Genomic DNA, 26,426 nt, shown 5'->3' with positions numbered 1-26,426 from the left:
ACTGAATGCTCAATAAAGTCAACAGTTATTGACCTTGCGGTCAATAACTGTTATCGTCAATGCATGGGCAGACCAAGGGAATTTGATGTCGAGCGTGCACTTCAGCAGTCTATGGAATTGTTCTGGACGAAAGGGTTTAAGTCGACCTCGTTTGAGGATTTAACCCGTACGACGAGGGTCAAGAAGCAAAGCTTGTACTGTGTATTTGATGATAAGCGAGCCTTGTTTTTAAAGGCGTTGGCGCTGTATCGCGAACACAGTATCGCGGTGTTGGAAGAAGTAGTAGCCCAGGACATGTCTCCTTTGAAAAAGTTGGAGTACATCTGCGAGCTGACGTTAAGTCATAACGACGAAACACTCCACAAAGGATGCCTGATGGTAAACTCTGCGCTGGAATTCGGATCCGACGATGAAGAGGTAATCCGTGAAGTCGAGCTAATGTTCCTCGAAGTCGAACAAATCCTTGAGAAGGTTATCCGCAGCGGTCAGGAGCAGCAGGTGATCACGACGCGTTATACCAGTAAAGAGCTTGCCGCGCATTTAAACAACGCGATTCTCGGCGCGAAAGTGTTAGAGAAATCCGGTGCATCCCGAGATCGGATCGAGGCGGTCTTACGCACATCTTTTGGGCTGATCGCAACTTGAACTTTTTTTGCATGATTTTTGACTGTGTGGTCAATAAATGATCTTTTCTTAACTTTACGACTAAATAAAATTTGTTTGGAGGACGTTATGAATTCTTCTCAATCTATTCGAGCCCTGTTCCAACCGTTCGCAATCGGGAATGTAAGTCTAGCGAATCGTATCGTGATGGCCCCGATGACAAGACAATTTTCTCCGGATGGAGTGCCTGGTTCGGATGTGGCTGCCTACTACCGACGCAGGGCTGAGAATGGTGTCGGTCTCATTGTCACAGAGGGTACGGTTATCAATCACCCAGATTCGTCCAATCAAATGAACGTACCGCACTTCTATGGTGAAACTGCATTACAAGGCTGGGAAAATATTGTAGATACGGTACACGCGGCCGGCGGACGGATTGTCCCGCAGATTTGGCACATGGGTGCACGCGGAAACGTTAACGATTATTCACAATCGGAAATCACTGAAATCGTCGAAGCCTTCGCACAGGCTGCATCAGATGCTAGACGGCTTGGGTTTGACGGCATCGAGCTTCACGGCGCGCACGGATACTTGATCGATCAATTCTTCTGGGAGAAAACCAATTCGCGTACTGATCACTACGGCGGCGACATGATCGCGCGAACGCGTTTTGCGACAGAGGTCATCGAAGCTTGCCGCCGTGCCGTCGGACCGGAATTCCCAATTGTCTTGCGCTTTTCACAATGGAAGTCTTCCTCCTATACGGCGAAGTTGGCCGAAACGCCGGCTCAGCTCGAACGCTTTTTGGCACCATTGGTCGATGCCGGCGTAGATGTATTCCACTGCTCGACTCGCCGCTTTTGGGAGCCCGAGTTCGAAGGTTCTGATCTAAATCTTGCAGGATGGACAAAAAAGCTGACAGGAAAGCCGACCATTACGGTTGGATCGGTTGGACTAGACGGCGACTTTATGAGTTTGTTTACCGAAGGAAAGGGCGCCGAGAATGCCAAGATCGACGGTTTGATCGAGCGGCTTGAACGCGAAGAATTCGATTTGGTGGCCGTTGGCCGGGCGTTGTTGGTTGACCCAACTTGGGCAAACAAAATTCGCGAAGGCCGAACAGATGAATTGATCCCCTTTACGTCCGAAGCAGTGAAAACACTGTATTGAGTTGTCGTTCACGAGGGACAATCGGAAAGTCAACACCAGATCAGTAGTTTCACTGCGCTCAACAAAATATCCTGTGTCACCAAAGAGGGGACGCCTGATCGCAGTCAGGCGTTCTTTTTGTACGGTAGAAGGTCGACTAGCGTTCGATAGTACCACGACAGAAGTCGTGCATCAGTTGGACAAAGGGGAATCGGCTTACATTGCCGGTATCATGATAGTTCACATGACACTTACGAGCGGCGCGACGAGAAAGTCAAGCAGAGGCGACGAGCAACACATTCCTAAACTGGATCGTGTTGTTTTGTAAACCGATACCATGCAAGGCGGATGACGAGCAAAATTGCGAATGCGACGACGTACTGCATCAATCCGGCATGACCTGGTGAAAGAACGACCTTTCGAGCAATGGTTAACAAGACGACGTCCATAAGGCGCGTTGGGGAGAGTGTATAGAGTAAGTCAAAGATTTCATAGATCACGAGAATCGAGAAGATGTCATCTGTTAGATCTGGATACGAATCGATTATTTTGGCTGGATGCAGTGCAAATTGACTCCATTTCACAATGAAGCCAATGATGTCGAAAATTAAAACTAAGAGAAGAAGGGCAACAATGACCCAACGGGCGTATGTGATCAGATGTTTTAATTTGGCGATTTGCTCTCTTCGATCCATAAGCTAATTATTCCATTCGTTTGTAATCTCTATTCTAGGTGTAGCTCTCGGTCGCCGCTGCGGTGGGAACCCAAAAAATCGTTTTACGCGATTGCACAATATTATGGCGACAATTAATCATTGATTGCGTCCGGGTCTTTCGTTCAATAAGACGACGGAAGAATCGAAAGTAAATCACGGCGAACACGAGCAGACCAACGCCTGGATGGACAAGGTGGAAGTCGACGTATTGCCTGACGGAAACGCTCGACTCTCTCTTGTTGTGCGTAGTGGCTGTCGTCTGATAGACACAGGGGTAGTTTATATCTCTTGACAGTGTTACGAAAAGTTAACTACAATGTTCGTGTCTCGAATTGAGCATGTATTTTTTAAATTCAGTTATTCTTGTCTCACACCTTGAAAACGGATACGGAGTTTGGTGAAAGGGGGTTCAGTTTGAAAAACGAGTTGGTTTACCGTTAGTAAAGGGTGGGTAAAACCAAGGTTGTACATGGCAACAATTCGAGAGAGCAGTGGGATCCCCCAGTTCCCGCTGTTTAGGTGGGCTCATCAATAATCCCCTTTCTTTGGACACCTTCACCGCTCCAAAAGTTTTTTCTGTCTTTTCTGTCTAATAATGCCACTATGTCAATACCCTGGACGTTCGCAATATTTGTTAGGGTTCCTCTATTCACCAACCGAGAAAGCGGATTCAGATGTTCGAATTTGAACTATTTTGGAGGGGCTGTTATGGGGAAAGTCGTCAAGCAGGAATACCATCAGTACTCTACTCGCAAGACAATACTTGGGCTGGACAAAAATGCATTTCTAGTCACATTGACGTCCTTCTTAGGATGGACGATGGTGAATATGGACAGCTCATTTTTCAGCAATGTGTATCCTTTAATTCAGAAGGACTTGCACCTGGCGAATTGGACAGTTGGCGCCATCACCGCAACGATGGCGGTGGCAGCTTGTTTTGCAACCTTAATTGCAGGTCCATTATCAGATTATTTGGGAAGGAAAGTGGTCTTTCAGTTTACCATCCTATTCACTGCGCTAGGAAGTGCGCTCAGCGCATTGTCGGGTGGCTTTGTGTCACTTTTAATTGCACGCTGTCTGACAATGGCCGGTAATGCGTCGGAGTGGATGATTGGGCAGGTTATGGTTACAGAGGGCACGCCCAGTAAATCCCGTGGATGGTGGACCGGTGTAGCACAAGTTGGCTTTCCAGTGGGATGGTTTCTCACAGCGGTCGTTGTAGCCCATTTGGCGCCTGTATGGGGATGGAGAGGGGTATTCTGGGCAGGTTTGATTCCAATTTTTCTAATCTTGGTTACACGCTTCTTTGTCAAGGAGAGCGACAGATTTGAGGATCTAAAGCAATTTAGACAGCAGGCTAAACGCTCAGGAGACGCCGACGCGGGGTTAAACTCAGATACAACCTATTCGGTGAACAAAGAGGAAGCAACGCAATTCACTTATCGACAACTGTTTAATCCAGATCTGCGCCGTACCACAATTCTCCTTTGGATTTGGCAGTTCGTATATAATTACGGACTATTTTGCGTGGCGTATTTTCTACCGTCTATTGCTAGTGCACATGGATTTACTTTGTCGAACAGTTGGATGGTTAGTGCTTGGGGTACAGGTGTCGGTGCGGTCGGATACCTGGTCGCTGCCTTCTTAGGGAACATCGTTGGACGCCGTATCATTTCGTTGGTCTGGCTGTTCTTAGGCGGGGTAGCTGGGACATTCTTTGCGTTCGGTATTCACTCGATAAATGAAATGGCGTTTTGGTGGGCAGCTTACTATTTCTTCACTGTTGGTCACATGGGTGCGTATGTCCCGTATATGTTGGAGAGCTTCCCAACGCGTGCTAGAGGAACTGGGGCTTCGCTGATATCATTCTCAAACTGGGTCGCACTGTTTTTAGCAGGTGTGACTTCACAGTGGATGGTACATTCCGTTGGGGTAAACATCGCAGCATTCTTGTGGCTAGGGGTAGCGGTCTGGATCGCATTTGTATGTGGGTTAGGTACACGCAAGATTAAGCCGGGATTGGACCTCGAAGAAATTATCAGTTGAGTGATAAGGTCTGATTCTGTAGTGAGGATTACTGAAAAAATTCAATCTTGACTGATTGGTCTGACTACGTTAACTTTGACTTAGGGATTTTGGGAGCGGTTCCAAAGCACACGGGATGAGAGGTCTGGAGAGAGATGGCAAGCCAACGTGATTTAACCATTAATGAGATAGCACAAGTCGCGGGGGTATCGCGTTCCACTGTTTCCAGAGTTCTAACTGGGCATCCCAATGTAAAACCGGCTACTCGAAAGTTGGTTGAAAAAGTAATCGAGGACTTGCACTATCACCCAAGCTCAATCGCACAAGGACTTGCTCGTGGGTCTCTAAACATGATTGGCTTATTGATTGGCGATATCCGAAATACGTTTTACGCCGAAATCGCCCGAGGGGTCGAAGACATCGCCCATGAGTTAGGGTTTATGGTGGTCATATGTGACACTGACTACGACATGAAACGCGAACAGTTTTATTTTCAAGGCGTTCAACAGTTTGCCCTTAGCGGACTGATTGTCATGTCGGTACTGGACCAGCAAGAACTGTTGCCTGTATTGAAAAGCATTCGGTGCCCTATCGTGATGCTGAATCGATACGTCCGTAGCTTTGAGAGCGATGTTGTTCTTGTTGACAATGTCGAGGGGAGCTATCTTGCAACAAAACACCTAATAGAGCTGGGGCATGAGCGAATTGGACACCTGTCTGGGTCGACTCTCTCCACCGCCAGCCGTGACAGGACACTGGGGTTCGAACGTGCGCTGCATGACTTTGGGATTGGCCGTCGTGATTACGATATCCAAGAGGGAGATCTCACCATTGAGCGAGGAAAGCGATATGCACAATGGTGGCTGCAAGCGGATTCGGGCGATCGCCCGACGGCAATTTTCGCTGCGAACGATTTGATGGCATTAGGCTTAATCGATGTTTTTACATCAAACGGGGTTAAGATCCCGGATGATGTGAGTATCATCGGATATGATGATTTACCCTTGACAGGTTTGGCCCCGATTTCACTGACAACCATTCGCCAGCCTCACTATGAAATGGGTGTTACTGCTATGTCGTTTTTGTCGAAGCGGCTAGAACAAGAGGTGGATTCCGTTCAGAGGAAAATCTTCAGGCCCGAACTCGTAATTAGAAAGACGACGGGGCCGCCGAAGAAGTAATCGGTGCCTAAGCTAATTTATTTATTAAATTTTGCGCCCGTCTTTGGGAGCGCTCCCAAAGACGGGCTAGGAGCTGAATTGTATGCGTGAAGTGGTGATAGTGGGCGGCGCACGTACTGCCATCGGTACAATGGGTGGAAGCTTACAGGATGTACACCAGGCCGATCTCGGCGCGATCGTCTATGCGGAAGCCGTTAACAGAGCAGGCGTTGAGCTCGATGATGTCGATGAAGTAATTGTAGGCAATGTTGGTCAGATCGCCGAAAGTGGTTTTCTTGGCCGAATGGTATCGATTAAAGCCGGTTTTCCGTTAAAGACAACAGCATACGCGGTGAATCGTCAATGCGGCTCCGGGTTGGAAGCGATTAATTCCGCGGTCCTTCAATTGCAAGCAGGCTACGCGGACGTAATCGTAGCTGGTGGAACAGAAAATATGAATCAACTTCCGTATTACGTGCGAAAGGGCAGATTTGGCTATCGGTTCGGGCATGGTCAGCTTGAGGACGGACTGCTTACGATTTTAACGTATCCGTTAGGCCCGTATCCAAATGGGGTAACGGCAGAGAACTTAGCAAAGGAATACGGGATTTCGCGTCAGGAACAAGATGAATGGTCTCTTTTAACCCAGTCCAGGGCGGCTGACGCGATTCAGAATGGGCGATTTATCGATGAAATCACACCTGTCGAAGTCCGAGTTGGCAAGGAGTCAAAACTGTTCACCGTAGATGAGCACCCGCGTATTGGTCTCACGATGGATCGATTATCCCGCTTGAAGCCGGCTTTCCTTGAAGGGGGTACCGTTACGCCCGGGAACTCGTCGGGGATTAACGATGGTGCGGGTGCTGTCGTACTGATGGGCAGTGATGAGGCTCAACGTCGAGGATTGCGGCCGCTCATGAAAGTGAAAAGTTTTGCTGTGGCAGGCTGTGATCCTGCGACAATGGGATACGGCCCTGTACCAGCAACAAAATTGGCGTTGAAACGGGCTGGCTTATCTGTGGCGGACATTGATTTGATTGAACTAAATGAAGCGTTTGCATCGCAAACGATCGTCGGTATTCGAGAACTAGGTCTTGATGTCGATAGAGTGAATGTAAACGGTGGTGCAATTGCGTTGGGACATCCAGTTGGGGCGACAGGTGGGATTTTGACTGTCAAGCTGATGTACGAGATGAAACGAAGAAATGCACAATTTGGGTTGGTAACCATGTGTATCGGAGGCGGTCAAGGGATCGCAACCATTTTTGAAAACTGTCCATGATAGAGGCGATCTTATGCGTCCACAAATTTTGAGCGGCTCGGATGCCGCGGCTCTGATAGATGATGGTATGACAGTATTGACGGTTGGCATGACGCTCATCGGTGCCTCCGAAAGTGTACTGAAGCCTTTAGAGCAACGATTTTTGGAGTCTGGACACCCACGCGATTTGACATTGTTCCATGCGGCAGGGCAGTCGGATCGTGAACGCGGAATACAGCATTTTGCTCATGTTGGAATGATCAAACGTATCATTGGTGCCCACTGGGGATTAGCACCAAAATGGATGGAGCTCATATCGGGTGACCACGTAGAAGCGTATTGCCTGCCCCAAGGGCAAATCACTCATTTGTTACGGGACATGGGCGCAGGGTTGAAGGGACACCTGTCGAAGGTTGGACTTGGCACGTTTATCGATCCGCGGCTCGAAGGTGGAAAGATGAACAAACGTACGCGTTCCCTTCCGGATCTTGTGGAACTGGTAGAGTTTCAAGGGGAACCATATCTGTACTATCATCAGGTGCCAATTGACATCTGCCTCATTCGCGGCACCACGGCAGACGAGCACGGTAACATCACATTTGAAGACGAGGTCTTGAAACTAGAAGTACTCCCTGCAGTACTTGCGACGAAGCACTTTGGCGGAAAAGTGATTGTTCAAGTGAAACAGATTGCTAAGGCCGGTACATTACACGCAAAGCAGGTCACCATACCTGGAGCGCTTGTAGACTACGTAGTCATCTCGGATAACCCAGAGCAGGATCATCGCCAAACATCTAGCTTTTACTACGATCCAGCATACAGTGGCGACATTCGTGAACCACAAAGTGCTGTCAAATCGACACCTTTGACGATACGAAAACTGATTGGTAGACGTGCAGCCATGGAGTTAAAACCGGATGTGACCATCAATCTTGGCACAGGTATTCCAAACGATGAAATTGGTGGCATTGTCGTCGAGGAAGGTTTGTCCGATGACATCTTGATCACGGTTGAGTCCGGAGTGTACGGTGGTTCCCCACTCGGTGGCATCGATTTTGGCATCGCGAAAAACATGGAAGCCTTACTCGAGCATACATTTCAATTTGATTTTTACAATGGTACGGGTGTGGATTTTACGTTTATGGGAGTTGGCCAGATCGATGGAAACGGCAATGTGAACTCGACCAAATTTTCGGGTAGGTCAACAGGTGCTGGAGGATTTATAGATATCACTCAGTTCGCTAAGAACGTGATCTTTTGTACTACATTTACTGCACAGGGGCTGAAGGTCGACTTCGACCATGCGGGCTTACGTGTGGTTGAAGAAGGTAAATCCAGAAAATTCGTAGACGAGGTAGAACAAATTTCGTTTAACGGGAAAATGGCTCTTGCACGCGGACAGCGAGTTTTGGTCGTGACAGAGCGAGCCGTATTTAAATTATCGACCGGTGGATGGGAATTGATTGAGGTTGCACCTGGAGTTGACGTAGAGCGTGAAGTGGTCGGTCAAATGGATTTTGTACCGATCATATCCTCGGACCTGTCGTATACGAGCTCGTTGATTTATCGGGAGGGTCCATTTGGCTTAAGAGAATTTTTGGGAGGCATGTGAGATGCGTTTAGGTGGAAAAGTCGCGATTGTGACAGGCGCGGGTCGCGGTATTGGTCGAGGGATAGCGGTCAAACTTGCACAGGAGGGGGCTAAGGTAGTGGTCTGCGACATGGTGGCCGAAAATGGTGAAGGAACGGTTAGAGCCATCGCAGAACAAGGTGGAGAGGCTTGGTTCCAGGGTTGCAATGTTGCGGATGATAAAGATGTAAGCGCACTCTTTAGAGCGGTTATGGAACGTTACAGCGCGATCGATATCGTGGTGAATAATGCGGGCATCAATCGAGACGGCATGCTCCATAAACTGACGCTTGAGCAGTGGGATCAGGTCATTCGCGTAAATCTAACAGGAACCTTCCACTGTGTGCAGGAGGCCGCAAAAATCATGCGGAACCAGAACTTCGGCAGAATCATCAATATTGCCTCCGCCAGTTGGCTCGGGAATATTGGGCAAGCCAATTATGCGGCATCAAAGGCGGGAGTTGTCGGTCTAACGAAAACGGCTGCTAGAGAACTGGCGAAATATAACGTCACTGTAAATGCGATATGTCCAGGATTTATCGATACAGATATGACACGAGGTGTTCCTGAAAAGGTGTGGGATGTGATGGTCGGAAAGATCCCGATGGGCAGGGCAGGACAGCCAGAAGATGTAGCAAACGTAATTGCGTTCTTAGCGTCGGACGAAGCTGGTTACGTCACGGCAGAAGTGATTAACGTAGGTGGCGGAATGGTGCTGTAAGTAACATGATGATGAGGAATGCCGGTGTTCCCTTTGCAATGGTGAACTGCCCAACCATTCCTCTCAAGTTCACTATGATCCCATATTGTTGGAGGAATTGACTATGTGGAAAGTTGTAGCCTTGAAAATGGGAGAATTGACTGTTGCGAAAGGCAGTATAACTTATGGCCGAGACTATGGGCAGAGCATGGTCATTCCGATCTGGGCCGCAGCCATAACCGGCGGCGAATACAACATTTTGGTTGACACGGGTGTTCATGATGTTGATTGGGTTACGAAAAATGTAAGCCCTTGCAGGCGCGTCGACGACGAAGAAATGGTCGCGGCGCTAAAAGCGGGGACGGGCTGGGCACCAGAAGATGTTGATATCGTTATCAACACACACCTACATTATGATCACGTTGGAAATAATAGTTTATTCACAAATGCGAAGTTTATCGTGCAAGAGCGGGAATGGCAGGCGGCACATAACCCTATCCCTAGTCAGAAGGACATTTATGTACTGGACCTATTGGATGCAATCGATTACTTCTCTTGGAATTTTGTAAATGGGGAAGAGGAGATTGTCCCTGGTGTGAAGGTGTTTCTAACCCCGGGTCATTCAGATGGACACCAATCCGTCTTGGTTAAAACGGAGCAAGGCAACTTGTGTATATCCGGAGACGTGTCCAACTTGCTCGAAAACATCCGTGAAAACATTCCCGCAGGCATCCTTACGAGTACCAAGGAGATATTTGAGAGCATGGATAAAGTGCGTTCCAAGGCTGACTATATTTTCCCTGGTCACGAGCCAAGTATCCAGAAGTTTCAGAGTGGTAACTTTCCAGCCATTGTAGACCATGCGAAATAAGGAGTAGGGGCTATGGAATTTATTCAAGCGAGTGACCTTGTTCACCAGATCTCGGATGGAGGTCATATTGCTTTAACAGGGTTTGGAGGCATGGGGCAATGTGACTCTATCCTAAAAGCAATACGGGAATCATTTTTAGCCACAGGGCATCCCAAAGACCTTCGTATATTTCATGCTGCGGGACAGTCGGATGGCACGAATGGTTTGGAATATATTGCGTTGGATGGGCTTATTTCGAAAGTGATTGGTGGGCATTGGGGTCTGTTACCGAAAATGAGAGACCTTATCGAGCGGGATAAACTAGAAGCCTACTGTTTACCACAAGGTCAGCTTACCCATTTATTTCGAACGATGGCGAATGGACTTCCCGGCCATTTCACACCGATTGGCTTAGGAACATTTGTCGATCCGCGCGTCGAAGGCGGGAAATTCAACGAAAGGGCTAAGGCGAGTGGGTATAACCCCGTTGAGGTAGTAAACATTATGGGGACAGACTACCTGTTCTATAAATCTGTAGCAATTGACTACGTGTTCATTCGGGGTACATCTGTAGACGAAGCCGGCAACATCAGCGTTAACGAAGAGCCCTTGAAGCTTGAGCTCTTGTCTGCTGCACAAGCGGCTAAAGCACAGGGTGGAAAAGTGATTGTTCAAGTAAAGCATGTGTTAAAACGCGGCTCTATCCATCCCAAGGAAGTGGCGATACCCGGGTATTTGGTGGACTACGTAGTCATCGCTGAGCATCCGGAACTAGACCATCGCCAAGTCCCGAGTGCTGTGTTTGACCCTCGCTATTCGGGAGACTTGCGAGTTCCAGAGCAGGCCATGCCCAAACTTCCCTTTAGTGTTCGAAAATTAATAGGACGACGTGCTGTCAAGGAATTGAAGGAAGGTGCGGTCATTAACCTGGGAATCGGCATCCCTGGGGATGTGATTGGCCCTGTCAGTGCGGAAGAAGGATTGTTGAACAAAATAGTCTTCACCATAGAGTCTGGTGTTGTGGGTGGCGTTCCAGCAGGTAAAAATCAGTTCGGAATCGCAGTGAATGCTGACGCAATTCTGGACCATGCAAGCCAATTTGACCATTACCATGGTTGTGGAATTGATATTACGTTTATGGGCGCGGCCCAAATCGATGAGCGAGGCAACGTAAATGTCAGTCAATTTGGCGGGCGTAAAACTGGATGCGGTGGATTTATCGATGTGACTCAGCCTGCTAAGAAGGTTGTGTTCTGTACGACGTTTACCAATGGTGGACTGGAAGTAGCTGTAGAAGATGGTAAGCTTCATATCTTGAAGGAGGGTGTGCATCCCAAATTTGTCCGTCACGTAGAACAGATCACGTTCAGTGGAAGCTATGCTGGACTACATGATAAGGAAGTCGTCTACGTGACTGAAAGAGCCGTGTTTGTTCTTTCGAGGGAGGGCCTTATTCTGACCGAGATTGCACCAGGTATCAATCTACAGGATGACATTCTTCGCTTAATGGACTTTACACCAATCGTATCGCCTGATTTGAAGTTAATGGATGAAAGCATGTTTGTGAATGGTGCTGGAACAACTCTAATGGAGGTAACCTAATTTGCGTGTGTTGGTTGCACCTAGTTGATTTAATGGGCTCAATTTAGTAATGACGGGAATAGTCCGAACTGGACAAAGTGACCAATTCATATGTCTGACTTTGCGTAAGCCCAATATCAGAAATGTGTAGGGATATGACCTGTTCATCACAAAACACGCGGCATAAACTGTACAAAATTGAATCGGTGATGGAGCTCACCATATCATCCCGAGCGGATTAATGGCTCCTGTAAACAACCGTAGCCTGATGCGGTTATTTACAGGAGCCATTTCGCTGTAAATGGGGGAATTATTATGAAGATCTTATCCATATTCATTCTTGGGTTTATCGGGGGTGTCACGCGGTTTGCGTTTGGCGATACACTTGCGAGCATTCTCATTGTGAACGCCATTGGTACACTGAGCTTAGGCATCTTGAACAGCTTGTGTCGCACAATCCAGATGAAAACGTGTGTCGAAGTGGGGATAAGAGCTGGTTTTATCGGTTCGTTCACAAGCTTTTCTGCATTAATGATTGATGCGGTTCGTCTTTATCCTGAACATACGCTTGACGCCTTAGGAGGTATTGCGATTGCGCTCTGTAGCATAAGTCTTTATACGGTCGGTATAGGTTTGGCACGATATGGGCTAAAACAGGTAGGACTAGAGGATACATCCGACAATGATGAGCAAAGCACCAGAAAAAATGGCAGCATGATTACCCAGTCCATGGGTGCGTTTCGGGAAAAACTTTGAAGGGATGAAGAGAAAAAGAAAGCTGAAAAGGCCCAGGAGGACTACGGTCAGCCATATATTTATGCTAGAGAAACCTAGTCCAACACCGACGGACAAATCGGTCAAGGTTTGCGCTAACCCAACGAGCATCCATTCATGAAATCCAAGTTGCGTCTCTACCTGCAAACGGGGACGATGTCGATTGTATAAGTCCTGAATAATTGTCCAAATGCCAACCGCAATCAGTACGCCAGAACCAATGAGGTTACAGATATCCGTTGAAAGCATATGTTCAATTCGTATACCGCTTAAGCTGCCCACTAGACAAGCAGACATCGATAATATGGCAGCGACCAAACAAAACGACAGTGGTAAGCGATTGTCTTTCGCGCCGTACGCCTTACCAATCCCGATAATGTCTATATTTGTACTCGTACCAATGGTGGCACTGGCGATGATACTCCCTACATGCACGATTCTCCCCCCGTCCCATCGGCGTGCAAACCTGTATCATAGGATATGGGGGCGGCGTTCACGCGGATATGGACATGCGGCTATAGGGGATTAAATCCATATCTGAATGATCCAAGCCAAAATTAAACCAATGCCAAGCGAGCTAAAAAGATAAAACACACTCAGTGGTCGATTGTTTCGAAACAGGGTGACTGTCTCCACGGACATAGTCGAAAATGTGGTAAATCCTCCGCAAAACCCTGTACCCAGTAACAAAAACAAATTGGGGGATGTTTTTTGTAGACTGAGTGCAAATAACCCCAAAAGTGTCGTGCCAACAACATTAATCAGCCATGTTCCCCATGGGAATACGGACTTGTTCACATGGGCAATTAAGGTGCTGACGCCGTATCGTGCCACGGAGCCCACGGCAGAGCCAACGCCAACCAATATGGGAAAAACGGCGTTCATACTGAAACCTCCCCGACCTCGGTTTCTTTTCTTGCACCAACCCATAGCGCCGTACGATCACCTGCATAGGCAAAGAGCGGACCAAAGCTTAGACTGATGACCACATATACGAGTGCTAAGAATGCGTGTGATTGAGCCAGGCGAATCGTGCCAATGCAAAACGTTGAGAAGGTTGTAAAGGAGCCTATAATCCCCGTTCCAATCCCGTCTTTTAACCACAACTTCATCTTGGTGAGTGCGGCAATCCCGTACAAAGTACCAAGTGCAAACGAGCCAACTAAATTGATGAGTAAAATGTCTAGAGGAACCCCCTTCTGGAGTTGGGATAACGAATCCAAGCAAATAGCGAAGAGTGCCACCGATGATGCCGCCAATGAAAATCGCAAGTAAATTCATTGAAACTCTCCTTTATGCGGTAAAGGATTACACGCTCTGTACGGTTACCTTTTAAAACAAAAATGGCTTCTGCAAGTGTCCGCGTTGCCACAGGCACTTGCAGAAGCCATCATCCCTTACGGGCGGTTAATGGTGAGCTCCATCACCGATTCAATTAAGTTTATTATACGGGTAAGTAGCCCAGTGTTCCAGTATTGAGTTATCTTATTTAAGAAAATAGATGTAGCAGGACTTTCGACACGAGTTAAAAACCGTAGGGAAGGTAACACCGTTTATTATCGGCACGATGATGCCCACATTATGGGGCTATTGCAGATGGTTACTTTCGATTATATGGATAGTGATCGAACCAGCCGTTGCGATTGGTTGAGGCATTGTTGCCCATTCTTTGTCCCTTGTGGGTTAAGGAAACGTATACAAATCTTTGTCTCTCGGCCACTGGGACCTTTTTTACCGATGGTGATGTCGGCGAATTATTTCAGCTAAAAATTCGATATAGTCATCTTCCGCGCTTAAAATCAGCCTTTGTAATTCATCCATGCTGTTTTCCTCCGAATACGCGAATCGCGACCAAAAATCGCGAATTTAGGCACTTCGTACGTAGTTCAAGAATTCTTTGAGGCCAACGACGTTCTTCCAACTGGATCCCTTTGGCAAGCTGCACACAAACAATTCATCCTGTGCCGACAAATTGTCCTTTAAGTTTTTTCTGATAGATTTATTGTCATGATCTGTGCCAAGAATCCAAGCAGACTCTTGAATCTTGAAGTTATTTACATATTTTTTCTGCATGGACTGCACGAATGTCTTTAGGTCGCGCCGGTCTTTCACATTTACGATTACAATGTGTAAATTCATATAGGTACCTGCTTTCTACCGATTTGTATCCCATCTCACATATTTGTCGTCACAAATATTGTCTAGACAAGTATGTGGCGAAAAGAAGATCGTTAGGTTAAATTGTGGATCACCTTGTCCAGAACCTCCAAGCAAATGGCCACATCGTGTTCGCTAATGCCTCGCAAAGCTTCCTCTGTCGTTTTGTTTAACTGAACGTACAATTCGTGTTGGATGTTTCTTCCTTCCTCAGTCAAAAAAATCAAGTTTGTCCGGCGATCTTCTGGGTGAGGAATGCGCTCGATCAGGTTTCGCTTAATCATGTTGTTGATCAAGCGGGACACGGATGGTTCATCTTTATCTGTGAGAGAAGCCAACTGGCCCTGTGTTAGTCCGTCCTCCTTCCATAGGCGAATAATGATTCTAAATTGCTCATACGTAATGGATAAATCATTGTCCTTGAAATTTCGGTTTAATTGATTAATGAGATGGCGGCAAGCATTTGCAAGCTTGTAACTTAATGAACGTGGTATCAAATCACTTTCATCTTGCATGGGAATCTCCCTTCACCTTTAAGAACAATTGTACGCTCAAATACTTGTTTATACAAGTATTTCAACGCCAGATATTTTTGTATGCAATTCGATCCGCCGACTCCTTTCGGAATTTCTCTTAGCACACATCGTTATAAGAAGCTGATACATCAGTGATTGATCTGATCAGCGTAAATACAGGTTATCCTCCGAGGCGCAACGAAAACGTGAACACAATACACAACCCCCAAGAACATAGCTGCGAAGTCGAACCTATTCCTTGGGATATGTTTACCACACATAAGTCGTTCCAATCGGAACGGCTCTTTTTATTGGCTCGTAATTGTAATAAAGCCGCATCGAAGACGAGATAAGGGCAATTGTCCGGATGGCAAAAGAGGGTGGAGCAGGTATCCGTACACATGAACAGGTGCCTGTTCCTACACAAGACAAACAACATTCGACATTTCGCGTGATGGCCCATCATAGACATACATGATGGATGAATCAAGAGGGGTGATTCATGACATGAATTCCGATAATTCTTCCATCCATAACCGAAACATACCACAACCGATTCGTGAGCAGGATGGAGCTGGAGGTACTGACCCGGGCCCGCGGGATGTCATGCGTGACATTGAGAATCCCGATATGCTCGTGCCACCTGTGACCGATCACGGTGGGGTGCCGAACGCCAAATTCTCGTTTTCCGATACACACATGCGCCTGCAGCCAGGAGGTTGGGCGCGACAAGTGACGACTAAGGAATTGCCAATCAGTGTCAGCCTTGCAGGTGTCAACATGCGTCTCAATCCAGGAGGCGTTCGAGAGATGCATTGGCATACGGCCAATGAATGGGCATTTATGCTGACGGGACGTGCACGTATCACAGCAGTAGATCAAGACGGGCGCAATTTCGTGGATGACGTTGGACCGGGAGATCTGTGGTTTTTCCCGGCTGGAATTCCGCATTCCATTCAGGGGCTCGTAGACGGATGCGAATTCTTGCTCATCTTTGATCAAGGAGATTTTAGTGAGAATAATACGTTTAGCGTTTCCGATTGGTTCGCACATACACCGATCGAGGTACTGTCGGCAAATTTCGGGGTTCCCGAACGTGCCTTCTCGAACATTGCACCTGAGGAGAAGTATATCTTTCCTGCCGATGTACCTGGAGCGCTTGAGAGTGATATAGTGACGAGTCCGGCGGGCGTGGTTCCACATATCTTTTCACACCAAATGGTGCGCCAGCAACCGATTCAATCATTGGGTGGCAGGGTGTGGATTGCGGACGCGAATAAATTCCCCGCGACGACCATCTCGGCGGCGCTGGTGGAGGTGGAGCCGGGTGGGATGCGCGAGATGCACTGGCATCCAAATGCCGATGAATGGCAGTACTATATCCAGGGAACTGCGCGCATGACGTTGTTCGCGGCACAGGGCACGGCCAACACATTCAATTACCGTGCTGGTGACGTGGGATATGTCCCGATGGTGTGGGGTCACTATATTCAAAATACGGGAGATAAGAAATTGATCTTTCTAGAGATATTTAAGTCCCCACAATATGCAGATGTTTCTCTAAATCAGTGGATGGCGCTGACTCCTCCTGAATTAGTTGAAGCCAACCTGAACGTTGGCTCCGATGTCATATCGAGATTGAGTAAAACGAAAAACCCGGTGGTGAAATATCCGACATCGTGAGTGGTACAACGAGATTCAATTCGACAGGAGGGCAGTCGATTGTGTTGACTACCCATTTTCTTCTGTCGTCGAGCTGAACCCGTTTGTTCTTACCTCTGTAACTTAGTGCGCCCATCCAGGGAACAAACCGACCAACCCTGTGGCGGCCATCTGTACTGCGATGATGGTCAAAATAAACCCCATTAGCCGAGTGATGACATTTAATCCCGTATGCCCGATGTACCTGTTGATGGACGACGCATAATGAAAAATACAGTAGGTCCCCGCAAGTACGATGACACATGCGATAAATACGGCGGCCGAGTGCATCAGTATATTGGGCCCGGCTGCTAAGGCCATGACCGTTGCGATAGTCCCTGGCCCGGCGATAATGGGCAGAGCAAGTGGCGTCAGTGTAATATCCGGCTTCGGTTGAGACTCGTCCTCGTGAGGGGTTTGGATGTGCGATGGTTGCGCATTCAATAGCTGGAAAGCAATGAAAAACACCAAGATGCCTCCGGCGACTCGAAATGCTTCAATGGTAATGCCGAACAGGGTCAAAATGAGGTGCCCCAACAGTAAAAACATCAGTACGATAAAGAATGAATAAACAATCGCCTTTCTTGCAATTCGCCTTCTTTCTATCGGATGTTTGCCGTCCGTGATCGCTAGAAAAGTCGGTAGGATTCCTAGAGGATTCAGAACAGCAAAAACCGATATGAGCGCGTGAATAAAGTAAGAAAGCATAATCGAGGCTCCTTTAGTGTCACTGATCCACATGATTGCCTAATTTAATCCATTCAACAATGTACATCATATTTAATTTTGTTTCCACGAGTGGATGAAGATCACCTTTTGATGTGTAAAGAGGGCGTGCATTGAACTGGGGCAACTTGGGGGTTATGGGTAACATTGAACCGCGGAATCACTGGATTTACGGTTTTGGATGTTGTCAACAGGGTTCACATGCCGAAATGGTGCATCGTACGTGCGCATGTGCCAGGGTAACGCGGATAGAAGTTTGATAGCCCATTGCGTCTATCCAATTCGAGGAGGATGTACAAACGTGAGCGGTAAGCGCTCCCCGACTTGTACGTTGTCCGTCGGAGCGAGATTTACTTCGATGGTCTCGTCTGCCTGCCAGGGTGCTGCAAGCTGGATGATGGCGCGTTGGTGTCCTTCGCTCCAGATCATCTGATGTACGGTTGCATCAACGGTTATGCCATGGTTCGGTTGCCGTCCGACGACAATTCTATCCGGATGAATTGCATATTGAACACCGTCGGAACCCCGCAATCTCGATGTATATCCCAATAGTTGGGCGGCCCGCCACGAAGAGGGTGACCTCATCAAATGTCCTGGCGAGCCGATCTGCAGAATTTGGCCTCGGTCGATGAGGGCAATGGTATCTGCCATCCGCTGTGCCTCTGTCAATTGGTGGGTGACGATCACGATGGTCATCGGAAAGTTTTGATGGACAGTGAGGACGAGATTTTGTAAGGCGCGTCGGGCCATCCAATCGAGTGCGGAGAACGGTTCATCCAAAAGAAGAACCCGTGGTTTGGCAGCGAGTGATCGCGCGAGTGCCACGCGCTGCGTCAAACCGCCCGAAAGTTGCCGCGGACGGGCGGACAGGTAGTTGCGCAATTCAAGGAAGTCGATAATGTCCTCAAACCATCTGTCCTTGCGCCGACGAGAGACCCCGTAGAGGATATTCTGTTCCACCGTCAAATGCGGGAAAAGGCGCGCGGCTTGCTCCATATAACCGATCCCCCGGCGCCAGGGCGGGCAAAAGCCACCCGACTTCAGGTTCGTGTTGGCAAGTACCTTGCCGTCGACATGGAGGTACACATCCTTATAGGCAGTCTCAAACCCAGCGATGACGGAGAGAATACTCGATTTTCCAGTGGCGGATGGCCCGAAGAGGCAGAATATAGAGTTCGTCTCGATGCGCAGATCGACGGAAACGGTAAAGGATGTTCGGGGTAACTCAAGATGTAGTTCCAGCATGACGGACTCGCCTCCAAAGAATCATCGCCAAGGGTAGAGGTAGTGCTGTAACGAGTAGTAACAGCGCTAACTGCAAGGCGGTTGGCAACCCTTGCTCTTCTAGTGCAACCCAGATACTGACTGGCAATGTGTGAGGGTTGTATGCAACGACCATCACTGCCCCATACGCCCCGATAGCACGGGCAAATGCCATGGTAAAGCCCACGCCCAGACCTGGGAGGGCGAGCGGTAGCGTTATTTTGTAAAAAGTCGACGCAGGCGGTATACCGAGTGAGTATGACGTCAGTTCAAAACCGCGATCGACCTGACTGAACGCTCCTTGTGCCGAGAATACGTAATACGGGATAGACTCATAAATTTGCGCAATGATGACCGCAAGAATGGTGTTCGAGGCGGATATGTGCCAATGACCTAGGACTTGGCCAATGAAACCGTACGGGCCATATGCGTAAATGAGCAGTAGACCGATGACGAGCGGCGGCATCAACAATGGAATGAGCAGGATGTATTCGACGAATCTCCATAGTCGATGCCGGCCGCGGGCCAACAACCAGCCCAAGGGCGTACCGAAGACAATGACCACGGCCATGGTAACCAAGGTCGTCTCGAGAGAGGTCACAAAAGGCTGATTGCCCGGCCCAGACCAGGTCTGCAACAGGGTAGACCACGATATGTGGAACAATAGTGCGAACAACGGGAGCAACAAGAAACTCGTGCATAACAGTGCCGCCAAGATCAGGCTGTATCTCAGAAGTTTCATGGCGAATCACTATCGTTACTCGATTTCATCCTCAATTGCTTTGGGTACATCCGCTTTATTTCCCCAGACTTTAAATGGCGTCAGTGTATAGCCCATCTTTTGATAAATTTGCAGTCCTTGCTTTGACAAAGTGAGTTTGGCAAATGCGGTTCCCGCATCCTGGTCCGGAGTACCCTTGATGGTCGTGGCATAGACCTCAATGGGTGTACCGGACACCGTTTTGCCGTTTGATAGTTTCAAGTGCTGCGATGCGTAAAGTTTGGCATCGGACGGATTGCCCATGTTAATGGTATCAGGCAGTGTGATATAAGGAAGATGTTGCTGAATCGCTTCCGGCAGATATGCGCTCGAAGCATCCAATTGGCCGGCTTGAAGGCGGGCCAGGATATCGGTCTCATTATACACTTGATTTGGGTTGTCGAGAGATCCGAGCACCTTATTCGCCGTACCTGCCGGTAAGTGGAGTTGCGCTTGTGCAAGATGTGTCATCATGACAAAGTATTGGCCTTGCGGGTCTGTGTTGGGATCCGTCCGCCCGAGATGAAAGTCAGGTTTCTCCATGAGTGTAAAAAGGTCTGAGAGTGGTTCTTTTCCCTTGGCAATTGCCTCTAGCTGGGTTGCATAAGGAGACTTCTTGGAGTATGCGATCACGAGCGGCGAACTCGCGAACCCAACCGCCCAGTCCGTGTACTTAGCGCCAAGGGACTGGATGGGTCCCGTACCGATACTCTCAAAGACGTTTGGCGTGATTTGCCCAGATTTGATCATGCTTGCGACAGCGTCTGCACCATTGCCATACCCCTGATAGGCGTAGCCGGTCTGCGTTTGAAACAGAGGTTTGACGTAGCTATCATTCGTCAATTGTAGGGAGCCTGCATAGGCGACATTGGCCGTACCGGTTGCCTTTGCCGCAGAAGATGAGGTCGAGCTTTTGGCGTTGTTGGCAGTGGTCTGATTGGCGGTGCCGCAGCCGACTGCCGAGAGACAAGCTGCAAGTCCAATTCCCGTGAACACAATTCGACTACCTGTTCGTAATGCTTTCATATGTAAACCTTCCTTCCTGGGGGTGCGGCGCCAATAAATCATTTTTTAAATCTATGTTTCAGGGATTCAGGGGCGCTTTACCCAAACTGTAGCGTTCATCAAAGCTGCCTGTGTGCTTTGTGTTATACGGACCGAAACGGGCCAAGTCCCAACGGAACACGTCCGACGACAAGGAATCCAGCATGCGCTGTACTCCACTTTGTTGGAAGTGTCTCTTGGGAAGCCATAGTTCACACTGTTCTTCTTGGATAGGAATAAAGTCTAAATGCATCGCAGTCGCGACACCCGCAATGGCGATGCCGACGTCTGCAACGCCTGCCTCGATAGCCATGGCCACTTGCGTGTGGCCAGCTACGGTCCAGCTGTACTGGGCTACTGTATCTGGCATTACGCCAAATGCACTCAGGCGTTCATCCAACAGTGTACGGGCACCTGCACCTACGGGGCGATTGACCAGTCTTATTTTCCCACCCGCGAGATCAAACGCATCGGAAAAACCGCATGGGTTACCGCGTTTCACGACCCAACCGAGTTCCCAGGATGCGAGGTGGATACGATAACAAGGCTCAGATATACCATTACATGTCTGCGTAGATACTGGGGTGGAAGATGGTTGATGAATGGCCGCAATTTGAATCGATCCCTTGCTCAACAACCTTGCTGCCTTTCCGTTATCTGCGTTTATCCAATAGACCGGAGAGGATACGTGCGCGTTGGATGCGTGTGACGCCAACAGCCCGAGTGAGGGATCACAACCGCACAGAATGGTCCACGCCATCATCTCGTCGCGTCCAAAGTGGGCTAGTTCGACCTGATCTCCGTCTAACCGCTGGGTCACGATATTTGCCTGCGGGGCGGTGGGGATGTGTTGTCCGAGTTGAAAAGCGGCGCGGTGTGCGACTTGTTTACCGTCAATTTGAGCGACGATGACACGGTCTCCCAATTCCAGTTCTTCGTCGCCTAGAAAAGCAACTTTGGACGGAACGTCATGTTGTTCACGAAAGATCTCTTCGACACTCACACCAAATACGCGTGCTAGGCGGAGCGAAATCAGGGTGCTGGGAATCACACTCCCCGACTCGATGGATTGAATTGTTTGGCGAGACACATTCACTAAAGAAGCAAGCTGAGTTTGTGACATATGGCAACGGCGTCGCAATTCTCGAACTTGATTCTCTAACAAATACCCCGCCCCCTTACGCAGAATTGTAAAATACAGTTTTCTTGAGTGTCAATTATTCTTGTCACTCGGGTCGCTGAATAGGGTATTCTAATTCAGAGACGAAACGAAGCTACCATGTCAGAGGTGTTCGGTGCCGATGCATAGATTATCGTGTCAAACGATTGTTTGGGGAAACAATTACAAATAGGCTGAGTGTTCGGTCATATTTGGTGGCCGTTCACTTTACAGAGGGATCTCGATGTTTACGTCGAATTCAAAAGGGTCTCGCGTAAAATGTCCCTTGAAGAAGCCGTCAGGTTGAGGAATGGATAGACGGAACTTCCTTATTACTTACAATTTATCAACGAAATGGGTGCTTTGTGTTGAGTAATAAAGAACAAAAAAAGATCATCATTTTGGGCGGTGATGGGTTTTGCGGGTGGCCCACCAGCCTTCACTTGTCTAATTTAGGTCACGAGGTCGTGATCGTGGATAATTTGTCTCGGCGCAACATTGACAATGAACTGGAAATCCAGTCTCTCACCCCGATTCAGCCCATGGGTACTCGCCTTCAGGTTTGGAAGGATGTTTCTGGTCAGAGCATCAAGTTTTACAATATCAACCTTGCGAAGGACTACGAGCTGCTGTTAGACGTCGTAAAGACGGAGTGCCCGGATGTCATTGTGCACTTTGCTGAGCAGCGTTCCGCTCCGTATTCGATGAAATCGGCCAAGCATAAGAGGTACACGGTCGACAACAATTTGAATGCCACGAACAACGTGCTCTCTGCAATTGTCGATTCCGAGCTGGATATCCATTTAGTTCACCTAGGAACAATGGGCGTCTATGGTTATGGCACGGCAGGGATGAAGATACCGGAAGGCTATCTGGACATTGAGGTTCCGACGGAGACTGGTGAGCGAATTCAACAGCAGATCCTCTATCCTGCGAATCCTGGGTCGATTTATCATATGACGAAAACTCAGGACCAATTGCTCTTCCATTTTTACAACAAAAACGATGGCATCCGAATCACGGATTTGCACCAGGGCATTGTTTGGGGAACCAATACGCGGGAGACGATGCTCGACGAACGTCTAATCAACCGTTTTGATTACGATGGCGATTATGGGACCGTCCTGAATAGATTCTTGATGCAGGCGGCTATCGGCTATCCATTGACTGTGCATGGCACCGGCGGCCAGATGCGTGCCTTCATCCATATTCAGGACACCGTTCGTTGTATCCAACTAGCGATTGAAAATCCTCCTAGCCACGGCGACAGGGTCATGATTTTCAACCAGATGACGGAGACGCACAAGGTACGTGACTTGGCTGAACTGGTCGGACGGTTAACTGGTGCAGAGATAGCTTATGTCCATAATCCTCGTAAAGAGGCGGCGGAAAACGAGCTGCATGCGAAACATGAACTGTTTCTTGAGAGAGGCTTAAATCCTACCACCTTAGCGGAAGGGGTACTTTTGGAAGTTACCGATGTCGCTAAGCGATACGCGCATCGGGCAGACATTTCCAAAATTCCAGCCACCAGTACTTGGACAAAAGATCAACAGGTGGGTGTGCCTGATCAGAACGCAAGTTACGTGAAGGTAGACAACGACCGCAGATAAGGGATATTGCCTCTCGGGTGGCCGATTCGTCGTTTGGTACAGCTAGGAAGCAGAAAAATTATGTTGATGGAAAGCGCACCAGTTTTGCTGGTTGCGCTTTTTTTATAGCTAATTAGCGGCATGCGCCGACGGTTATATGTCGGGACATACTTGCTACCGCCAGGACGATTGGGTCCAAGAGAAGACGCAGCTTAATAATCAGTCGATAAATCTGAAGAAACAGCTCGGAGAAAAAGGGTTTTCGTTCGGAGCTACATCGAACAGTACGGGCAGTACTACGAGCTCAACTACATCGGTGATCGTAAAGCCATTAACTGACCTGGGGAACAAGTTGGGCCTCGATCCTTCGGCCTTACTCACCAGTGTCGCACAGACTTGCGGTATCGACGCCTCGACGCTACAGTCCAATTTGAATAGTGGACAGTCGCTGCTCGAAGTCGCGGAGAGTCACGGAATCGACAAACAGCAACTAGTCCAGAGTATTACGAATTGAGGACATACAATTCGTATAGGGGCAACTGGCTTACTTGACAGCGGTACACACGACACGAACAAGAGGTCATCCTCGGTCGGACCTTCGATGGCCTCTCGAGCTTACGCCTGTTCTTGAGTTAGAACGAAGGAGTTTCCTTCACTATCCTTGAAAATTGCTTGTATGCCCCAAGGTTGACGCGTGGGGGGTTCAACAAACTCTACACCTTTAGAACCGAGATGGCTGTAGGTGTCCTCGATGTTATCCGTGCTTAGGGATGCCATTGAAAACCCACCAATACGGTCATCCATCCCCGGTGGTGTAAAGAGAACAAACGCTGTTTCTCGCTCGGGCCACGCTACCTCGATCCACCGAGTCCCATTCCCGAATGGTTGATCTGTTAACACTTCACACCCTAGTTTTTCCGTATAGAATTGTAGTGCTCGTTCTTGGTCCGTCACAGGAATGGTACAGAATTTAATTTTGAGCATGATATCCTCCGATCAATGCTTCGATGTTCATCGCGGTTTGTTGATTTTACCCAATACGTTATCACGGAATCAAGAATCCCCAAAATCAAACAACCGCGCGCCCTGTATAGTCAGGGGCACTTTTTTCGAATTTAACCCAACGCAGGACGTCGTTGGCGGCCTCATTAGCCCGTGTAAACTTTGGAGACGGCTTGGCGTATGTTAATATTAAATTGAGTTAGTTAAATAATTTCGTCGGGGTGGATTGTTTTTGGAAGACGTAAAAAGTATTGGAAGGTTATTGGACCGGCTATACCAAAAACTCGGTCGTCGGTATGGCTGTTTGTCGCGTCCACAAAGGAGATTTTTACAGACCATCGCGTCTGCAGATGGAATCGGCGTGAAAGATCTGTCTAATTTCCTAGAAATTACAGCTGCAGGTGCAACACGTATGCTGGACTCACTCGAAAACGAAGGATATATCGAACGTCGTCGTCAAGTCCATGATGCACGCCACGTGAAAGTGTTTCTCACAGAGCGCGGAGTGAAAGTACTTGCCGAAGCAGATGAGGTCTACCTGTCACGGTTGAACGAATTACTCACTTCGCTTTCTTCGGACGAACGCAGGATGTTGAATCAGCTTCTCAAGAAAGTCGATCTGACCGATGACGGGAGGTGATGGGATCTTCCTGTGGATTTCAACCAACTTCGAGGTGTCTCAAAGTGCAACTTGTCGATATCCAGTATATGGGTACTCTGGCTCGCATGGTGACACACAGAAAGGAATATTTTAGATGAGCGGGCAACAGGTAGAGAGTAGGGCAAGACCTTCGTGGAAGATGACATTATGGATCATGGCAGGCGTTCAGTTTTGTATGTCCATCGCATTTTCCAGTTCAAATCCGTTTATGGCGCTTTACGTTGAACAGCTCGGCGTACATAATCTACGTCATGTAGACATGCTCACAGGAATCATTCAAGGTATGACACCGTTAATGGCGGCCATCATGTCTCCATTTTGGGGAGCGATGTCCGACAGGCGTGGTCGCAAGATGATGGTGTTGCGCTCCACTATCGCCATCGCCATTTTCACAGGCATACTCGGCTTGGCGCAAAGTACTTGGCAACTGATGATCATTCGGGCGTTACAGGGATCGTTTAGTGGGTTTTCCGCTGCTTCTATCGCACTGGTTGCAAGCGTCATCCCGCAAGACAGGCTAGGATTCTCGCTCGGTTGGATGCAAACGTCCAGTATGGTCGGAACGCTCGTGGGTCCGCTGCTTGGTGGCGTGGCTGCAGACTACTTTCACAACAACTATCACATGGTATTTTTTCTCACGACCATTTTTGCCTTTATCGCATTTATCATTACTCTACTATGGATTAAAGAACCACAGGTCCAGCGTGCTGTGGCGAATAGGAAACCGTCTCTCATTGGACAGTTTAAGTCGATTAAGCAGTTCAAGACCGTTCAGTCGATGTTTGTGGTCCTATTCTTGACCCAGTTCACGGTGATGAGCGTTCAGCCTGTACTCTCCGTATTTATGAAAGAGCTGGCAGGAAATGTGGGATATCTGAACACCGTAGCAGGGTTCGCCTTCGCGGCCACCGGACTCGCTGATCTCATCGCATCCCCGTTTCTCGGGAAGCGAAGCGACAAAATTGGCTATCGACGCGTCTTGACGATTTGCATGACGGGTGCAGGACTGTTTTATCTCCCGCAAGCACTGGCGCCGAACATCTGGGTCTTCGTGGCTTCCCGATTTGGCCTCGGCATGTTCATCGGGGGAATTTTGCCTACGGCAAACGCCTTGATTGGCCGCATGGCTCCAAGTGACAAGCGTGGCCAAATTTACGGTTTCACTTCAAGTGCAACATTTTTAGGAAGTTTTGCAGGTCCGTTACTTGGGGGCGTCGGTTCCGCGTTTCTTGGTATTCGAGTGATGCTCGGTGTGGCTGGCGCGTTATATCTATGCAATATGTTGTGGGTTCGTTTGAAAGTAAAGGAACCAAAAGAGACGGCAGACACAGCATGAGTGACTGCCGGGAGACAAGTGGGCTGTTGGCTTACGCGGATAGCTCACTTGTGTCTGGTGG

General features: G+C 48.4%; 27 protein-coding genes and 2 riboswitches. Of the genes, 15 read left to right on the top strand and 12 right to left on the bottom strand.

Going from position 1 to position 26,426, the window contains the following annotated elements; all coding sequences use genetic code 11:
* Window positions 1-63: 63 nt before the first annotated feature.
* Window positions 64-645: a TetR/AcrR family transcriptional regulator gene (locus NZD89_RS19960; RefSeq protein WP_268004473.1), complete on the top strand. Its 582-nt coding sequence runs from the start codon at window positions 64-66 to the stop codon at window positions 643-645.
* 87 nt (window positions 646-732) lie between these two features.
* Window positions 733-1,773 carry an NADH:flavin oxidoreductase gene (locus NZD89_RS19955; RefSeq protein WP_268004472.1) on the top strand — a complete coding sequence of 347 codons (1,041 nt, stop codon included), beginning with the start codon at window positions 733-735 and terminating at the stop codon, window positions 1,771-1,773.
* A 281-nt stretch (window positions 1,774-2,054) separates the two neighbouring features.
* Here NZD89_RS19955 and NZD89_RS19950 read toward each other — a convergent pair whose 3' ends face one another.
* Complete coding sequence (locus NZD89_RS19950) at window positions 2,055-2,447, bottom strand: hypothetical protein (protein ID WP_268004471.1); 393 nt, start codon at window positions 2,445-2,447, stop codon at window positions 2,055-2,057.
* 729 nt (window positions 2,448-3,176) lie between these two features.
* Here NZD89_RS19950 and NZD89_RS19945 point away from each other — a divergent pair.
* The 8 genes from NZD89_RS19945 to NZD89_RS19910 all read left to right on the top strand — a co-directional run bounded on the left by NZD89_RS19945 (window position 3,177) and on the right by NZD89_RS19910 (window position 12,431).
* Window positions 3,177-4,514, top strand: coding sequence for an MFS transporter (locus tag NZD89_RS19945; protein WP_268004470.1), 1,338 nt, complete (start codon window positions 3,177-3,179; stop codon window positions 4,512-4,514).
* Between the two features lie 134 nt (window positions 4,515-4,648).
* Window positions 4,649-5,674: a LacI family DNA-binding transcriptional regulator gene (locus tag NZD89_RS19940; RefSeq protein ID WP_268004469.1), complete on the top strand. Its 1,026-nt coding sequence runs from the start codon at window positions 4,649-4,651 to the stop codon at window positions 5,672-5,674.
* Between the two features lie 82 nt (window positions 5,675-5,756).
* On the top strand, window positions 5,757-6,935 hold the full coding sequence (locus NZD89_RS19935) for a thiolase family protein (RefSeq protein ID WP_268004467.1): 1,179 nt from the start codon (window positions 5,757-5,759) through the stop codon (window positions 6,933-6,935).
* Between the two features lie 13 nt (window positions 6,936-6,948).
* Window positions 6,949-8,526, top strand: coding sequence for an acyl CoA:acetate/3-ketoacid CoA transferase (locus NZD89_RS19930; RefSeq protein ID WP_268004466.1), 1,578 nt, complete (start codon window positions 6,949-6,951; stop codon window positions 8,524-8,526).
* A gap of 1 nt (window position 8,527) precedes the next feature.
* The gene (gene fabG, locus NZD89_RS19925; protein WP_268004465.1) at window positions 8,528-9,265 is read left to right on the top strand and encodes a 3-oxoacyl-ACP reductase FabG; all 738 of its coding nucleotides are present in this window, start codon (window positions 8,528-8,530) and stop codon (window positions 9,263-9,265) included.
* 103 nt (window positions 9,266-9,368) lie between these two features.
* Window positions 9,369-10,115: an N-acyl homoserine lactonase family protein gene (locus tag NZD89_RS19920; protein ID WP_268004464.1), complete on the top strand. Its 747-nt coding sequence runs from the start codon at window positions 9,369-9,371 to the stop codon at window positions 10,113-10,115.
* Window positions 10,116-10,127: 12 nt separating this feature from the next.
* Window positions 10,128-11,696: an acyl CoA:acetate/3-ketoacid CoA transferase gene (locus NZD89_RS19915; RefSeq protein ID WP_268004463.1), complete on the top strand. Its 1,569-nt coding sequence runs from the start codon at window positions 10,128-10,130 to the stop codon at window positions 11,694-11,696.
* A 175-nt stretch (window positions 11,697-11,871) separates the two neighbouring features.
* Window positions 11,872-11,933: riboswitch (Fluoride riboswitch) on the top strand.
* A 57-nt stretch (window positions 11,934-11,990) separates the two neighbouring features.
* Window positions 11,991-12,431 (top strand): FluC/FEX family fluoride channel, encoded by a 441-nt coding sequence (locus tag NZD89_RS19910; protein ID WP_268004462.1) that lies wholly within the window; start codon window positions 11,991-11,993, stop codon window positions 12,429-12,431.
* On the opposite strand, the gene NZD89_RS29785 is transcribed toward NZD89_RS19910, so the two are convergent.
* The 5 genes from NZD89_RS29785 to NZD89_RS19890 all read right to left on the bottom strand — a co-directional run bounded on the left by NZD89_RS29785 (window position 12,339) and on the right by NZD89_RS19890 (window position 15,121).
* Window positions 12,339-12,746, bottom strand: coding sequence for a manganese efflux pump (locus tag NZD89_RS29785; RefSeq protein ID WP_369125278.1), 408 nt, complete (start codon window positions 12,744-12,746; stop codon window positions 12,339-12,341). The two genes, NZD89_RS19910 and NZD89_RS29785, sit on opposite strands and share 93 nt — an antisense overlap.
* A gap of 228 nt (window positions 12,747-12,974) precedes the next feature.
* A complete protein-coding gene (locus NZD89_RS19905; protein WP_268004461.1) occupies window positions 12,975-13,334 on the bottom strand; it encodes a fluoride efflux transporter FluC in 360 nt (119 codons plus the stop codon).
* Entirely contained in the window at window positions 13,331-13,693 is a 363-nt protein-coding gene (locus tag NZD89_RS19900; RefSeq protein ID WP_268004460.1) for a fluoride efflux transporter FluC, read from the bottom strand. Before NZD89_RS19900 ends, NZD89_RS19905 begins: the two co-directional genes overlap by 4 nt.
* Before the next feature lie 130 nt (window positions 13,694-13,823).
* A riboswitch (Fluoride riboswitch) is annotated at window positions 13,824-13,886 on the bottom strand.
* 429 nt (window positions 13,887-14,315) lie between these two features.
* Window positions 14,316-14,588 carry a hypothetical protein gene (locus NZD89_RS19895; protein WP_268004459.1) on the bottom strand — a complete coding sequence of 91 codons (273 nt, stop codon included), beginning with the start codon at window positions 14,586-14,588 and terminating at the stop codon, window positions 14,316-14,318.
* Window positions 14,589-14,680: 92 nt separating this feature from the next.
* Window positions 14,681-15,121, bottom strand: a complete 441-nt coding sequence (locus NZD89_RS19890) for a MarR family winged helix-turn-helix transcriptional regulator (RefSeq protein ID WP_268004458.1) — start codon at window positions 15,119-15,121, stop codon at window positions 14,681-14,683.
* A gap of 507 nt (window positions 15,122-15,628) precedes the next feature.
* Between NZD89_RS19890 and NZD89_RS19885 the strand changes: the two genes are divergently transcribed.
* Complete coding sequence (locus NZD89_RS19885; RefSeq protein WP_268004457.1) at window positions 15,629-16,804, top strand: oxalate decarboxylase family bicupin; 1,176 nt, start codon at window positions 15,629-15,631, stop codon at window positions 16,802-16,804.
* Between the two features lie 102 nt (window positions 16,805-16,906).
* Here the strand turns inward: NZD89_RS19885 and NZD89_RS19880 are convergent, their stop codons facing one another.
* The 5 genes from NZD89_RS19880 to NZD89_RS19860 all read right to left on the bottom strand — a co-directional run bounded on the left by NZD89_RS19880 (window position 16,907) and on the right by NZD89_RS19860 (window position 21,780).
* Window positions 16,907-17,533: a MarC family protein gene (locus NZD89_RS19880; RefSeq protein ID WP_268008554.1), complete on the bottom strand. Its 627-nt coding sequence runs from the start codon at window positions 17,531-17,533 to the stop codon at window positions 16,907-16,909.
* Window positions 17,534-17,821: 288 nt separating this feature from the next.
* A complete protein-coding gene (locus NZD89_RS19875) occupies window positions 17,822-18,793 on the bottom strand; it encodes an ABC transporter ATP-binding protein (RefSeq protein ID WP_268004456.1) in 972 nt (323 codons plus the stop codon).
* Window positions 18,774-19,553, bottom strand: a complete 780-nt coding sequence (locus NZD89_RS19870) for an ABC transporter permease (RefSeq protein ID WP_268004455.1) — start codon at window positions 19,551-19,553, stop codon at window positions 18,774-18,776. Before NZD89_RS19870 ends, NZD89_RS19875 begins: the two co-directional genes overlap by 20 nt.
* A 15-nt stretch (window positions 19,554-19,568) precedes the next feature.
* The gene (locus tag NZD89_RS19865; protein WP_268004454.1) at window positions 19,569-20,597 is read right to left on the bottom strand and encodes an extracellular solute-binding protein; all 1,029 of its coding nucleotides are present in this window, start codon (window positions 20,595-20,597) and stop codon (window positions 19,569-19,571) included.
* 58 nt (window positions 20,598-20,655) lie between these two features.
* Window positions 20,656-21,780, bottom strand: a complete 1,125-nt coding sequence (locus NZD89_RS19860; RefSeq protein WP_268004453.1) for an XRE family transcriptional regulator — start codon at window positions 21,778-21,780, stop codon at window positions 20,656-20,658.
* 359 nt (window positions 21,781-22,139) lie between these two features.
* Here NZD89_RS19860 and NZD89_RS19855 point away from each other — a divergent pair, with 359 nt between their 5' ends.
* Together NZD89_RS19855 and NZD89_RS19850 are read left to right on the top strand one after the other, a co-directional pair.
* On the top strand, window positions 22,140-23,387 hold the full coding sequence (locus tag NZD89_RS19855; RefSeq protein WP_268004452.1) for an NAD-dependent epimerase/dehydratase family protein: 1,248 nt from the start codon (window positions 22,140-22,142) through the stop codon (window positions 23,385-23,387).
* Window positions 23,388-23,523: 136 nt separating this feature from the next.
* Window positions 23,524-23,880: a hypothetical protein gene (locus NZD89_RS19850; RefSeq protein ID WP_268004451.1), complete on the top strand. Its 357-nt coding sequence runs from the start codon at window positions 23,524-23,526 to the stop codon at window positions 23,878-23,880.
* Between the two features lie 101 nt (window positions 23,881-23,981).
* Here NZD89_RS19850 and NZD89_RS19845 read toward each other — a convergent pair whose 3' ends face one another.
* Window positions 23,982-24,350 (bottom strand): VOC family protein, encoded by a 369-nt coding sequence (locus tag NZD89_RS19845; protein WP_268004450.1) that lies wholly within the window; start codon window positions 24,348-24,350, stop codon window positions 23,982-23,984.
* Window positions 24,351-24,600: 250 nt separating this feature from the next.
* On the opposite strand from NZD89_RS19845, the gene NZD89_RS19840 reads away from it, so the two are divergent.
* Window positions 24,601-25,008, top strand: a complete 408-nt coding sequence (locus NZD89_RS19840) for a MarR family winged helix-turn-helix transcriptional regulator (protein WP_268004449.1) — start codon at window positions 24,601-24,603, stop codon at window positions 25,006-25,008.
* A 115-nt stretch (window positions 25,009-25,123) separates the two neighbouring features.
* Complete coding sequence (locus tag NZD89_RS19835) at window positions 25,124-26,365, top strand: MFS transporter (RefSeq protein ID WP_268004448.1); 1,242 nt, start codon at window positions 25,124-25,126, stop codon at window positions 26,363-26,365.
* The last annotated feature ends 61 nt before the right edge of the window (window positions 26,366-26,426 follow it).

The sequence above is a fragment of the Alicyclobacillus fastidiosus genome, assembly GCF_026651875.1.
Lineage (GTDB): Bacteria > Bacillota > Bacilli > Alicyclobacillales > Alicyclobacillaceae > Alicyclobacillus > Alicyclobacillus fastidiosus.
This window is presented reverse-complemented; position numbering and strand designations above follow the sequence as displayed.